We start from the raw sequence: 12,625 nt of genomic DNA, 5'->3' as shown, positions 1-12,625 counted from the left end.
CACGTACGGTTCAGCTCCTGTTCTCGTCCAGCGCGGCGAGTGCGTCCCGCAATCCGCGGTGCGCGTCCTCGTACACCTCTATGTGTCCCGCGGTCGGCAGTTCGTCGGCGTCCGACAGCCGGGCAACCGCCGCGTCCACGTCGGCATTCCCCGTCTCCCGCAGCACCACGCCGAGCGGTACGGGACCGGCCGCCTCCGGCAGGGCGTGAACGGCCCCGTCCGCCGGTCCGACCGCGTCGGCGTCCTGCGCCGGTGCGGCGTCCGGCGCCTCGTCGCCGTCCGGTGCCGGTGCGGCACCGGACGGCCCGAAATCGAGGTCACTCACCGCCGTTACCCGCCTCAGGCCCCGGTGCGGACTTCTTCGCGGGCGTGGCCTTCTTCGCGGCGGGCGCCTTCTTGGCCGCGGCCTTCTTCGTCGTGGCCGTCCTGGCCGTCGCCGACTTCTTCACCGCGGCGGTCTTCTTGACGGCGGACGCCTTCTTCGCCGCGGGGGCCTTCTTGGCTGCCGTCTTCTTGGCCACCGTCTTCTCGGGTGTCGCCTTCTTCGCCGTCGCCTTCTTCGCCGGGGCGGTGCCTTCCGGCTGTTCCGGCGTCGCGGGGGCCGCGGGCGCCGGAGGGGCCGCCTGGGCCGGAGTGGGCCTGGCCGGGGTGGTCTTGCGAGTGGCGGACTTCTTCGCGGGCGCGATCTTCTTGGCCGCGGCCTTCTTGGCGGACGCGGTCTTCGTGGCGGCCGGGCCCGTACCCGCGGTGGCGGTCTTCCGGGTCGGGGCGGCCTTCTTCGCCGCCGGAGAGGCCGGGGAAGCCGGGGAAGCCGGGGAAGCCGGAGCGGCCGGAGAAGGAGTCGTCGCCGACTTCTTGGCCGCCGTCTTCCGCGCCGAAGGCGCCTTCTTCGCCGCCGCCTTGCGGACCGCGGTCGACGCCGTGCCCTTGGGAGCGGTCGCCGCGGCCGGGGCCGCCTTCTTCGCGGGCGCGGCGGCGGGCGCCGCGTCCGGCTCGACCTTGACGTGCTGGACCGGCGGGGCGGCGCCGCGCCGGGGAGCCGCCTCCGAGGGCCGGGCCTGCCCGGCACCGCTGTCGGCCGCGTCCTCGTCGGTGGACTCCAGGTTCCCGATGCGCCGTTCGAGCGTTTCGAGGACGACGCCGACCTTCGTCACTTCGTCGGCGAGGCGGCCGACCCGGCTCATCGTCTTGTCGACTTCGTCACGGATGAGTCCGAGCAGCAGGTCACGGTTGGCCCGGCCCGAGGCCATCAGCTCGTCGGCGAGGGTCTGGACTTCGGCCGGAATGGCGGAGCCGATCCTGCGCTGGACGGCGTCGACGTCTATTCCCGTCTGGTCGAGCAGCTCCCTCGCCGCGTCGATCGTGCGCCGCCGGGTGGCCTCGGTCAGGCCGCCCGCGATCTGTAGACAGGTACGCAGCGCGTCCCGCATCGCTCACACTCCTCGCCTCGCCGTTGACGTATCCGGTCACGACGCTACCGCGTATCGCGACCGCGGCCCGAGCACGGTGCCCCGCGGTGCTGCGGTAGCGTCGTCCGGACGTGCGCGCGGACCGCGCACGATCCGGCACGATCCAGAAGGACACCGCACCGATGGCGACGATCGAGGAGTGCCGCAGCGCGCTCGACCGACTGGCGGCGAACCTCGCCGACGCCGAGGGCGGCGTGCGCTCAGCCGCCGCCATGGACCGCTCCCTGAGCTGCCGGATCACCGATCTGGACGTGACCTTCGTGGGGCGGCTGTCCGGCGGCCGGATCGAGGATGTGACGACCGTGCCGGGCACGCCCGCCGACAAGGCGCAGATCAGGCTGACCATGTCGGGCGACGACCTGGTCGCCCTGGTCGGCGGCGAGTTGAACTTCGCCAAGGCGTGGGGCAGCGGCCGGGTCAAGCTCCAGGCCGGCCTGCGGGACGTCCTGCGTCTGCGGTCTCTGCTGTAAGCGGGCCGGGCGCGGAATCACCGGATACGGATACGGAACCGGCTGCCGACGCGGAGTCACGCGCGGCACCTGACCCGGAATCCGACACCGTGCCCGGCCCCGAGCCTGGCACGGCATCAGACCCGGCCCCCGGCACGGAACCAGGCCCGGAACCGGGCACGGAATCGACGGGGTCGGAACCCGTACCGGACTTGACGCCGGGAGCCTGTTCCGAGTCCTGGCCCGGCTCGGCGTCGGTGAGGGTCGCGCCGGCCGCCACCGCACCGGCCCGCCGCGCGGCGGGCACCACCAGCGGCGTACCGCTCTCCGGGTCCTCGATGATCCGGCAGCGCACCCCGAAGACCCGCTCCACCAGCTCCGCGGTGATGATCTCGGCGGGCGGCCCCTGCGCCTCGATCCGGCCGTCGCGCATGGCGATCAAATGAGTGGCGTAGCGCGCGGCCTGGTTGAGGTCGTGCAGGACGGCGACGAGCGTACGGCCGCGCTGTTCGTGGAGTTCCGCGCAGAGGTCGAGCACGTCGAGCTGGTGCTGGATGTCGAGGAAGGTGGTCGGCTCGTCGAGCAGCAGCAGCGGGGTCTGCTGGGCGAGGGCCATGGCGATCCAGACGCGTTGCCGCTGTCCGCCGGACAGTTCGTCGACATAGCGATCGGCCAGGGCGGTGACGCCGGTCGCCGCCATCGATTCGTCGACGATTCGCTCGTCCTCGGGCGACCACTGCCGCAGCAGCCCCTGGTGCGGGTACCGGCCGCGCGACACCAGCCCCGACACGGTGATCCCGTCGGGTGCCACCGAGCTCTGCGGGAGCAGCCCCAGCGTCCTGGCGACCGCCTTCGCGGGCAGCGTGCCGATGGCCTGGCCGTCCAGCAGGACCTGGCCCGCGGCCGGCTTCAGCAGCCGCGACAGCGCGCGCAGCAATGTCGACTTGCCGCAGGCGTTCGGTCCGACGATGACGGTGAAGGACTGGTCGGGTACGGCGACCGACAACTCCTTCGCGATGACCCGCTGGTCGTACGCGAGAGTGACGGACTCGGCGGCGAGGCGGGTCATGCGGGACGCTCCGTGTTCTGCCGAAGGGGTCTGGCGGGTGGTGTCTGCCGGTGGCCGCGGCTGCTTCCGTCGGCCGCCGCGGCGCGGTCTCAGCCGCGCTGTGAGCGCCGTACGCTCGGGGCCGGCCGCGCCCTGCGTACGTTCCGGGTCCGCCGTGCCCTGCGTACGTTCCGGGTCGACCGCGCTCCGCGCGTTCTCCGTACGCTCCTCGCGTTCCGTACGCGTCCTCATATCCGTCCGGCCCTCCGCTCCGCGATCAGCAGCCACAGCAGATAGCCGCCGCCGAGCACGCCGGTGGCGACACCGACCGGCACCTGGCCTGAGCCGAAGGCGCGTTGGGCGGCCAGGTCGGCGGCGACGAGCAGCGCGGCGCCCAACAGCGCGGACGACAGCAGCGAGACACCCGGCGAACGGGTCAGGCGCCGGGCCAGTTGGGGCGCGGTCAGCGCGATGAAGGCGATGGGGCCCGCCGCCGCGGTGGCGGACGCGGTGAGCAGGACGGCGCCGAGTACGACGATCAGCCGGGTGCGTTCCACGCGGACGCCCAGCGCCGCCGCCGCGTCGTCGCCCATCTCGCTGATCCGCAGCGCGCGTCCCTGGGACAGCAGCAGGGGCATGAGGACGCCGCAGGCGACGAGCAGCGGCCAGACCTGGTTCCAGTCGCGGCCGTCGAGGGAGCCGGTGATCCAGACGATCGCGCGGGCGGCGTCCACGAAGTCGGCCTTGACCAGCAGATAGCTGTTGACGGCCGACAGCACGGCCGAGGCGCCGATGCCGATCAGCACCAGCCGGTAGCCGTGCACCCCGCGCTTCCAGGCCAGCACGTAGACGGCGATGCCGGTGAGCAGTCCGCCCGCGACCGCGCCGATGGAGACCTGGTAGGCGCTGCCCTTGAGCAGCACGATGACGATCAGCGCGCCCGCGGCGGAGCCCTGGCCGAAGCCGATGACGTCGGGGCTGCCGAGCGGGTTGCGGGAGACGGTCTGGAAGGCGGCGCCCGCCATGCCGAGCGCGGCGCCGACGAGCAGCGCCACGATCACCCGCGGCAGCCTCAGGTCGCGGACGATGAACTCCTGGGCGGCGGTGCCGTGTCCGGTCAGGGTGCGGACGACGTCGAGCGGGGCGATGGCGTAGTCGCCCGTGCCGATCAGGACGACGGAGACGGCGAGGGCCGCGAGCAGCAGGACGCAGGAGACGACGGCCGCGCGCCGGTCGAACCGGATGGACAGTCCGCCGCGGGTGCGCAGTACGGGTTCTCTCACAGTTCGGCCATCCTTCGGCGGCGTACGAGGGCGATGAAGACCGGTCCGCCGAGGACCGCGGTGACGATGCCGACCTGGAGTTCGGCCGGGCGGGTGATGAGCCGTCCGACCACGTCAGCGCCGAGCAGCAGCACCGGTGACAGCACGGCCGCGTAGGGCAGGATCCAGCGCATGTCGGGTCCGGTGATGCCGCGTACGACGTGCGGCACCATCAGGCCGATGAAGACGATGGGCCCGCAGGCGGCGGTGGCCGCGCCGCACAGCAGCGTGATGGAGATCATCACCAGCACGCGGGTGCGGGTCAGTTTGGCCCCGAGGCCGCGGGCGGTGTCGTCGCCGAGCGCGACGGCGTTGAGCGGCCGGCCGCTGATGAACGCGAGTACGGCGCCGGCCAGGAGGAACGGGGTCACGTAGCGGACGGTCACCATGTCGGCGGCGGCGAGCGAGCCGACCTGCCAGAAGCGCATCCGGTCCAGGGCCGCGTTGTCGCTGAGTTCGACGGCGGTGGTCCAGCCCTGGAGCACGGCGGTGACGGCGGTGCCCGCGAGGGCGAGGCGGACCGGGGTCGCGGACCGGCTGCCGCCGATGACGTAGACCAGCGCCGAGACCACGGCCGCGCCGCCGAGGGCGAACCACACGTAACCGCTCATGCTGGTCACGCCGAAGAAGCTGATCGCGGAGACGACGGCCGCCGCGGCGCCCGCGTTGACGCCGAGCAGTCCGGGGTCGGCGAGCGGGTTGCGGGTGAGGGCCTGCATGGCCGCGCCCGCGACGCCGAGCGCGGCGCCGACGAGGAGTCCGAGGACCGTACGCGGCAGCCGCAGTTTGCGGATCACCACGTCGTTGTCGGTGCCCGCGTAGTGGAACAGCCCGTGCCAGACCTGGTCGACGGGTATGTCCTTGGCGCCGATGGCGATGCTCGCGAGGGCCACGACGACCAGCAGGCCGACGGCGGCGAGCAGTCCGGCGGCGCGTTTCGCGTTCGCCCGCGCGACGCTGCCGCGGCGTTCGACGGCCGGTGGGCCGGCGACCTGCTGTCCGGTGACCGGAGCGGGTGGGGAGTGACGATCGACCAACACGGTGATTAGGTTAGCCTAACCTGGCCACCTCAACTCCGAGCAGAGCGGCTGTCTTGATGAATCCCCCTCGTTTCTCACCCATGTCCGGAATGTCGCGGCGCGGCGTGCTCGCCGTGGGCGGCTCCGTCGGTGTCGGCGCCCTGCTCGCGGCTTGCGGCGGCTCCTCCGACAAGGACTCCAAGGACTCGGGCGCCGACTCCGGCGGCACGGCGGACTCCGGCGCCAAGACCCCCGCGGGCCCCTGGTCCTTCACCGACGACCGCAAGACCACCGTGAAGCTCGACAAGACCCCCGCCAAACTGGTCGCCTACGTCGGCGCCGCCGCCGCGCTGCACGACTACGGCGTCGAGTGCGTCGGCGTCTTCGGCCCGACCACGGTCAAGGGCGGCGGCGCCGACGCCCAGGCGGGCGACCTCGACGTCAGCAAGCTCACCGTGGTCGGCAACACCTGGGGCGAGTTCAACATCGAGAAGTACGCGGCTCTCTCCCCCCAACTGCTGATCAGCCACATGTACGAGGCGCCGACCCTCTGGTACGTGCCGGACGAGAGCGCCAAGAAGATCCTCGGCATCGCGCCCAGCGTCGGCATCAGCCTCAAGGGCGTCCCGATCACCACCCCGCTCCAGCGGTACGCCGAACTCGCCGCGTCCCTGGGCGCGGACATGAACTCGACCACCAACGCCGCCGCCAAGGCCCGCTTCGAGAAGGCGTCCGGCGATCTGCGCGCCGCCGCCAAGGCGTCCGGCGGCATCAAGGTGATGGCCGCCTCCGGCAGCGCCGACTCCTTCTACGTCTCGACCCCGCCCTCCGCGTCCGACCTCAGCTACTACAAGAGCCTCGGTGTCGACTTCGTCGTCCCCGACAAGGTCGAAGGCGGCTTCTTCGAGACGCTGAGCTGGGAGAACGCCGACAAGTACAAGCCCGACATCATCATGCTCGACAACCGCACCGCGACCCTCCAGCCCAAGGACCTGGCGGCCAAGCCCACCTGGGCGCAACTGGCCGCCGTCAAGGCCGGACAGGTCATCGGCTGGCCGAGCGAGCCGATCTTCTCGTACGACAAGTGCGCCGCCCAGATCGAGGCGCTGACCAAGGCCATCGCCGGTGCGAAGAAGGTGAGCTGACGCCGTGTCCACCGCGCCCTACCTCTTCTTCCACCCCCGCGTCCTGCGCACCGAGCGGCTGTCGCCCACGCTGGTACGGATCGTGCTCGGCGGCGACGACCTGGCCGGCGTCGTGAGCGGCGGCCGGGATCAGCGCTTCAAGCTCTTCCTGCCGCAGCGGGGCCAGACCCGCCCGGTGCTGCCGGAACCGCTCGGCGCCGACTGGTACGCCGACTGGCGCGCCCTCGACCCCGACGTCCGCGGCATCATGCGGACGTACACGATCCGCGCGGTCCGCCGCGACCCGCTGGAATTCGACATCGACTTCGCCCTGCACGGCGACCTCGGCCCCGCCTCCCGCTGGGCCCAACAGGCCAAGCCCGGCGACCCGGTGAGCATCCTCGCCCCGGCAGGCGAGGACAACGGCGGCGTCGACTTCCAGCCGCCCGCCGGTACCGACTGGGTGCTGCTGACCGCCGACGAGACCGCGCTGCCCGCCGTGGCGAGCATCCTGGAGTGGCTGCCCGCGGGCATGCCCGTCAAGGTCTGGATCGAGGTCGCCCACCCCGACGACCGCATCCCGCTGACCACCGACGCCGACGCCGACATCACCTGGCTGGTACGGGAACACCCCGGCGCCGACCGCACCGCCGCGCTGCTGGCCGCCGTCCGCGACGCCGGGGACCTGCCCTCCGGCACCCCCTACGCCTGGATCGCGGGCGAGGCCGCCTCGGCACGCGCGCTCCGCCGCCACCTGGTCAACGACCGCGGCATCGACCGCAAGGCGATCAAATTCACCGGCTACTGGCGGCACGGCGTCACCGAGGACGACCTGCTGGCGGCGGCCGTCGCGCAAGCCGAAGCCGAGGCCGAGGCGGGCGCGAAGAGCGAGGCCACGGCGGACGCGGACGCCTGACCCGGCCGCGCGCCACGGGGCGCGCACGGCATGGCGCGCACCGCGTCAGGCGGGCGGGTGCGGCGCGGTCAGACGCGCCCGCGCGGGTCAGCCGGGCTCAAGTGCCGGTCCGGGCCCGCATCATGGAGCCCGCCTCAGAGCCCCGGCCGGGCTCAGAGCGCCGGCCCGCCTCGGAGCCCCGGCCCGCCGCAAAACCCCAGCCGGGCTCAAAGGCCCAGCCACGCTCAAAGGCCCAGCCGCGCCAGTGCCTTGTCCGCGTCCAGGCCGCATGTGCCGTCGCCCGCCGACGTCCAGGCCGCGGCGCACAGCGCGCGCAGTCCGTCGAGCGCGTCGCCGTCACCGTCGAGCACGAGCGCGTCCGAGGCGGCGGAGGCGGTCCAACCCCCGCAGCGGAAGCCGCCGTCGGCCGCCGTGACCTCCGGCTGCGCGACCAGCAGCCCGCGCAGGTCGGCGGCGACATACGTGGGACGGTGGCGCGGCTCGGCGGCGAGCAGGTGGGCCGCGTCCGTCACCCCGGTCAGCACGAGCAGCGAATCTACCTCGCCTGCGTACGCGCCCTCGATGTCCGTGTCGAGCCGGTCCCCCACCACCAGGGGCCGCTTCGCCCCCGTCCTGATCACCGTCTCACGGTGCATCGGCGGCAGCGGCTTCCCCGCGACCTGCGGCTCACCGCCGGTCGCGATCCGTACGACCTCCACCGCCGCGCCGTTCCCCGGCGCGATCCCGCGCGCGCTCGGAATCGTCAGATCCGTGTTGGACGCGAACCACGGCACGCCCCGGTTCACCGCGTACGCCATCTCCCCGAGCTGCGACCACCGCAGGTCGGGCCCGTACCCCTGCACGGCCGCCACCGGCTCGTCGTCCGCCGACTCCACCGGCCGCAGCCCGCGCTCGCGCAGCGCCGCGAACAGCCCCTCGCCGCCCACCGCGAGCACCTTCGCCCCCTCCGGCACCTGATCGGCGATCAGCCGCGCCACCGCCTGCGCCGAGGTGATCACCTCGTCGGCCTCCGCGGGCACCCCGAGGTCTGTGAGGTGCTCCGCGACGGCCTGCGGCGTACGCGAGGCGTTGTTCGTCACGTAGGCCAGGCGCATCCCGTGCCCGCTCGCCGCGGCCAGCGACTCGACCGCGTGCGCGATGGCGTCACCGCCCGCGTACACGACCCCGTCGAGGTCGAGGAGCGCCGTGTCGTACGCCGTGTCCAGCGGTCCTTCGGTGCCGTTCGGACTGGTCCGGTGGGTCATGACGGGCTCGCTCCTCGGGGTGTCGTCGATGACCCCGATCATCCCTCATGGCCGCCCCGGACATAGCATGCGCTGATGACCAACTCCGGACTCAACGGCGAGCACGGCCTGCGTCTGAAGCCCTTCCGCGGGCTCCGCTACGTACGACAGCGCGTCGGCAGCCTGGCCGCGGTGACCTCACCGCCGTACGACGTCGTCGTACGCCCCGACGGCCAGCGGCGGTTGGAGACGGCCGACCCGTACAACGTCGTCCGGCTCATCCTCCCCGAGGCCGAGACACCGGCCGCCCGGCACGGCAAGGCCGCCAGGACCCTCACCGCCTGGCTCGACGAGGGCGTCCTCGCCGCCGACCCGCTGCCCGCCCTCTACGTCTACGAACAGCGCGACGGCGACCACCTCCAGCGCGGGGTGATCGGCGCACTGCGGCTCACACCGCCGGAGGACGGCGTCGTCCTGCCGCACGAGGACGTCATGCCCGGCCCGGTCGCCGACCGCGCGGCCCTGATGCGCGCGACCGGCGCCAATCTGGAGCCGCTGCTGCTGTCCTACCGGCAGGGCGACGCGACGGCCGCCGTCATCGACCGCACCGCCGCCGACGCCGAGCCGCTGCTGGCCACGGTCACCGAGGACGGGGTACGGCACCGGCTGTGGGCGCTCACCGACCCCGCCGACCACGCGGCTGTCGAGGCCGATCTCGCGTCCCACCAGGCCCTGATCGCCGACGGCCACCACCGCTGGGCGACCTACCGGCTGCTCCAGTCGGCCCATCGCCCCGGCACCCCCTGGGACTACGGCCTCGTCCTGCTGGTCGACACCGCCCGCTACCCGCTGCGCGTACGTGCCATCCACCGCGTCCTGCCGCGGCTGCCGCCGGCCGACGCGCTGGAGGCCGCCCGCACCACCTTCCGCGTACGGCCGCTGCCCGGTCCTTCGCTGGACGGCGCGCTCGACGCGCTGGCGCAGGCCGCGGACGACGGCAACGCCTTCCTGCTCGCGGGCGACGGCGGCTTCCACCTGCTGGACCGCCCCGACCCGGCGGCCATCGAGCGCGGCGTACCGGCCGACCGCCCCGCGCAATGGCGCCGCCTGGACGCCGCCGTCCTGCACAGCCTGCTGCTCGACGACGTCTGGAAGGTCCCCGACTCCCCCGAGGACATTCGCTACATCCACGACACGGCCGCCGCCGTCGGCCTCGCGGAACGGCTGCACGGCACGGCCGTCCTCATGCATCCGGTGCACGAGGACGTCGTCCGCGACCTCGCCCGCCAGGGCGTGACCATGCCTCGCAAGTCCACGTCCTTCGGCCCGAAACCGGCGAGCGGACTGGTGATGCGCAGTGTCGGACTCGGCTGATCCGGCGCCTCGTCCGGGTCGGGGCGGAGCCGGGTCGGAGGTGGGGCGGAGTCGAGGCGCGGCCGGGTCGTAGCCGGGCATACGAAAGGGCGGCACCCGCGGTGTGCGGGTGCCGCCCTTTCACGTGGGACGCGTGCGGGTGTCAGTCCTCGTCGTCGCTCTTCGGCTCGCCGTGGGCGGCGGGCTCGCGGAACGGCGAGTCGAGGAAGGAGGACGGGGCGGCTCCGTCGGCCGCCTCGGCCTTCTGCCCGGCCTTCTCGGCGTCGTCGGAGCCCCCTTCGTCGTGGGCGCCTTCGTCGTCGTCCTCGTCCTCAGAGTCGTCCTCGTCCTGCGCGGACTCGTCGGTACCGCCGACGGGCTCCTCGGAGGTCTCGGAGGTCTCGTCGTCGTCCTCGTCGGAGACGTCGTCGTCCGAAACGTCGTCGTCCTCGTCGTCCGCCGCCTCGTCCGTCGTGTCCGGCCGCTGGGGCTCGGACTCGGACTCGGCCGCGTCGTCCTCGTCGATGGCGTCGACGAATTCCACGCCGTCGAGCTGGGCGAGGCGGTCGGAGGCGTCGGTGGTGCCGTTGTGGTCGGCTTCGAGCGCCTTCGCGAACCAGTCGCGGCCCTCGCGCTCACGGCCGACGCGCAGCAGCGCGTCCGCGTAGGCGTACCGCAGGCGGGCGGTCCACGGGTGCACGGCGTTGGACGCCAGCTCGGAGCTCTGGAGGGTGACCACCGCGGCCTCGTCCTGGCCCATGTCCTGCCGGGCCCCGGCCGCGACCAGGCGCATCTCGACCTGGCCGGCCTTGTCCAGCTTGTGCACCTCGGGGGCGCCCGCCATCTCCAGCGCGCGCTCCGGACGGCCGAGACCGCGCTCGCAGTCCGCCATCACCGGCCACAGGTCGACGGTGCCGGTCATCCGCCGGGTCGCCCGGAATTCGGCCAGCGCCTCGGCGTACCGCTCACTGGCGTACGACGCGAAGCCCGCCGCTTCCCTGACGGCCGCGACGCGGGACGCGAGACGCAGCGCGACGCGCGAGTACGCGTACGCCTGCTCGGGCTCCTCGTCCAGCAGCCGGGCCACCATGACGAGGTTGCGCGCCACGTCCTCCGCGAGCGTCTTCGGCAGGCTCATCAGCTCCTGGCGCACGCTCGGGTCGATCTCGTGGCCGGTGACCTCGTCAGGGATCGGCAGCCTGCGGACGGGCTCCCGCTCCTCACGGCGGTCGTCCCTGCCCCGGTTCTCGAACCGGCCGCGGCCCTCGACCACGGGGCGACGCCCCTGGCCGCCACGGTCCCGGTCGTCGTCCCGGCGCGGGCCACGCGGACGGTCGTCACGGCGGTCATCGCGACGGTCGTCGCGGGGCCGGTCGAAACGGGGACGGTCGTCGTCGCGGCGCGGACCGCGCGGGCGGTCGTCACGCGGGCCGTCGAAACGGGGACGGTCGTCGCGGGGCCTGTCGTCCCTGCGGAACCCGCCACCGCCGCCACCGGGGCGGTCGTCACGCGGGCGGTCGTAGCGCGGCCGGTCCTCACGGGGACGGAAGCCGCCGCCGGACCGGTCGTCGCGCCGGTCGTCACGGGGCCTGTCGAAGCGGGGACGGTCGTCACGGGGCCTGTCGTCACGGGGACGGTCCTCGCGCGGGCGGTCAAAACGAGGCCGGTCGTCACGCGGGCGGAAGCCACCGCCGCCACCGCCGGAGCGGTCGTCGCGGGGGCGGTCCTGGCGCGGGCGGTCGTCCCTGGGACGGTCGTCGCGCGGGCGGTAGCCGCCGCGGTCGTCCTCACGGCGCGGGCCACGGGGACGGTCGTCACGCCGGTCGTCACGCGGACGGTCGTCACGACGGAAACCACCGCCACCGCCGGGACGGTCCTCGCGCGGGCGGTCAAAACGAGGCCGGTCATCGCGCGGGCGGAAGCCACCGCCACCGCCGCCGGGCCGGTCCTGACGGGGCCGGTCGTCCCTGGGACGGTCGTCGCGCGGGCGGTAGCCGCCGCGGTCGTCCTCACGGCGCGGGCCACGGGGACGGTCGTCACGCCGGTCGTCACGCGGACGGTCGTCACGACGGAAACCGCCACCACCGCCGGGACGGTCCTCGCGCGGGCGGTCAAAACGAGGCCGGTCGTCACGCGGGCGGAAGCCACCGCCGCCACCGCCGGAGCGGTCGTCGCGGGGGCGGTCCTGGCGCGGGCGGTCGTCCCTGGGACGGTCGTCACGGGGGCGGTAGCCGCCGCCGGCCGGAGGACGGCCACCACTGTCGCGGCGGTCGTCGCGCGGGCGGTAGCCGCCACGGTCGTCTTCGCGACGCGGGCCCCGCGGACGGTCGTCACGTCGATCGTCGCGACGGAAGCCGCCGGTGGGACGGTCACCGTCCCGCCGCGGACCGCTGCTGCGGTAACCCCCGCGGTCGCCGCCGCCGTTCGGGCGCGAGTCCCGGCGTTCGGGACGCTCGGGCCGGTCTTCAGGCGAGTTGGGCATCGACGTGACTCCTGTCGGATCGTACTGCTGTAGTGCGAGTCTCTCGCCATGACGGAGAGGACGCGCACCGAAGAACAACGAAAAAAGACCCCCGGTCCCAGCGCTTAGGCCAGGACCGAGGGTCCATAAAGATTGTTCGGCGGTGTCCTACTCTCCCACAGGGTCCCCCCTGCAGTACCATCGGCGCTGAAAGGCTTAGCTTCCGGGTTCGGAATGTAAC

The 12,625-nt window shown here is 73.5% G+C and carries 11 protein-coding genes, 1 rRNA gene and 1 pseudogene; 5 read left to right on the top strand and 8 right to left on the bottom strand.

Going from position 1 to position 12,625, the window contains the following annotated elements:
• Positions 1 to 10: 10 nt before the first annotated feature.
• Together ACIQCJ_RS28365 and ACIQCJ_RS28360 are read right to left on the bottom strand one after the other, a co-directional pair.
• Positions 11 to 325 carry a hypothetical protein gene (locus ACIQCJ_RS28365; protein WP_355333532.1) on the bottom strand — a complete coding sequence of 105 codons (315 nt, stop codon included), beginning with the start codon at positions 323 to 325 and terminating at the stop codon, positions 11 to 13.
• On the bottom strand, positions 318 to 1,430 hold the full coding sequence (locus ACIQCJ_RS28360; protein WP_402712949.1) for a histone: 1,113 nt from the start codon (positions 1,428 to 1,430) through the stop codon (positions 318 to 320). Before ACIQCJ_RS28360 ends, ACIQCJ_RS28365 begins: the two co-directional genes overlap by 8 nt.
• Before the next feature lie 161 nt (positions 1,431 to 1,591).
• On the opposite strand from ACIQCJ_RS28360, the gene ACIQCJ_RS28355 reads away from it, so the two are divergent.
• On the top strand, positions 1,592 to 1,939 hold the full coding sequence (locus ACIQCJ_RS28355) for an SCP2 sterol-binding domain-containing protein (RefSeq protein ID WP_355333615.1): 348 nt from the start codon (positions 1,592 to 1,594) through the stop codon (positions 1,937 to 1,939).
• Between the two features lie 241 nt (positions 1,940 to 2,180).
• Here ACIQCJ_RS28355 and ACIQCJ_RS28350 read toward each other — a convergent pair.
• The 3 genes and pseudogenes from ACIQCJ_RS28350 to ACIQCJ_RS28340 all read right to left on the bottom strand — a co-directional run.
• A pseudogene (locus ACIQCJ_RS28350) lies at positions 2,181 to 2,987 on the bottom strand (ABC transporter ATP-binding protein); the annotation flags it as partial.
• Positions 2,988 to 3,214: 227 nt separating this feature from the next.
• Positions 3,215 to 4,249, bottom strand: coding sequence for a FecCD family ABC transporter permease (locus ACIQCJ_RS28345; RefSeq protein WP_402712948.1), 1,035 nt, complete (start codon positions 4,247 to 4,249; stop codon positions 3,215 to 3,217).
• A complete protein-coding gene (locus ACIQCJ_RS28340; protein ID WP_402713086.1) occupies positions 4,246 to 5,211 on the bottom strand; it encodes a FecCD family ABC transporter permease in 966 nt (321 codons plus the stop codon). Before ACIQCJ_RS28340 ends, ACIQCJ_RS28345 begins: the two co-directional genes overlap by 4 nt.
• A 197-nt stretch (positions 5,212 to 5,408) precedes the next feature.
• Between ACIQCJ_RS28340 and ACIQCJ_RS28335 the strand changes: the two genes are divergently transcribed.
• Entirely contained in the window at positions 5,409 to 6,452 is a 1,044-nt protein-coding gene (locus ACIQCJ_RS28335) for an ABC transporter substrate-binding protein (protein WP_402712947.1), read from the top strand.
• 4 nt (positions 6,453 to 6,456) lie between these two features.
• Positions 6,457 to 7,347 (top strand): siderophore-interacting protein, encoded by an 891-nt coding sequence (locus ACIQCJ_RS28330; RefSeq protein WP_355333542.1) that lies wholly within the window; start codon positions 6,457 to 6,459, stop codon positions 7,345 to 7,347.
• Positions 7,348 to 7,571: 224 nt separating this feature from the next.
• Here the strand turns inward: ACIQCJ_RS28330 and ACIQCJ_RS28325 are convergent, their stop codons facing one another.
• Complete coding sequence (locus ACIQCJ_RS28325; protein ID WP_402712946.1) at positions 7,572 to 8,591, bottom strand: HAD-IIA family hydrolase; 1,020 nt, start codon at positions 8,589 to 8,591, stop codon at positions 7,572 to 7,574.
• Between the two features lie 75 nt (positions 8,592 to 8,666).
• Here ACIQCJ_RS28325 and ACIQCJ_RS28320 point away from each other — a divergent pair, with 75 nt between their 5' ends.
• A complete protein-coding gene (locus ACIQCJ_RS28320; RefSeq protein ID WP_402712945.1) occupies positions 8,667 to 9,944 on the top strand; it encodes a DUF1015 domain-containing protein in 1,278 nt (425 codons plus the stop codon).
• A 142-nt stretch (positions 9,945 to 10,086) separates the two neighbouring features.
• Here ACIQCJ_RS28320 and ACIQCJ_RS28315 read toward each other — a convergent pair whose 3' ends face one another.
• On the bottom strand, positions 10,087 to 11,076 hold the full coding sequence (locus ACIQCJ_RS28315; protein WP_402712944.1) for a hypothetical protein: 990 nt from the start codon (positions 11,074 to 11,076) through the stop codon (positions 10,087 to 10,089).
• Between the two features lie 15 nt (positions 11,077 to 11,091).
• On the opposite strand from ACIQCJ_RS28315, the gene ACIQCJ_RS28310 reads away from it, so the two are divergent.
• Positions 11,092 to 12,438 carry a hypothetical protein gene (locus tag ACIQCJ_RS28310; protein WP_402712943.1) on the top strand — a complete coding sequence of 449 codons (1,347 nt, stop codon included), beginning with the start codon at positions 11,092 to 11,094 and terminating at the stop codon, positions 12,436 to 12,438.
• A 101-nt stretch (positions 12,439 to 12,539) separates the two neighbouring features.
• Here ACIQCJ_RS28310 and rrf read toward each other — a convergent pair.
• A 5S ribosomal RNA gene (gene rrf, locus ACIQCJ_RS28305) occupies positions 12,540 to 12,625 on the bottom strand; the annotation flags it as partial.

Origin of the sequence: Streptomyces sp. NPDC093221 (assembly GCF_044753885.1) — a bacterium.
GTDB lineage: Bacteria > Actinomycetota > Actinomycetes > Streptomycetales > Streptomycetaceae > Actinacidiphila.
This window is presented reverse-complemented; position numbering and strand designations above follow the sequence as displayed.

Coding starts and splice junctions, on each gene's coding strand:
- ACIQCJ_RS28355 (WP_355333615.1), top strand. CDS start 1,592: ATGGCGACGATCGAGGAGTGCCGCAGCGCGCTCGACCGACTGGCGGCG.
- ACIQCJ_RS28360 (WP_402712949.1), bottom strand. CDS start 1,430: ATGCGGGACGCGCTGCGTACCTGTCTACAGATCGCGGGCGGCCTGACC.
- ACIQCJ_RS28325 (WP_402712946.1), bottom strand. CDS start 8,591: ATGACCCACCGGACCAGTCCGAACGGCACCGAAGGACCGCTGGACACG.
- ACIQCJ_RS28335 (WP_402712947.1), top strand. CDS start 5,409: ATGTCCGGAATGTCGCGGCGCGGCGTGCTCGCCGTGGGCGGCTCCGTC.
- ACIQCJ_RS28320 (WP_402712945.1), top strand. CDS start 8,667: ATGACCAACTCCGGACTCAACGGCGAGCACGGCCTGCGTCTGAAGCCC.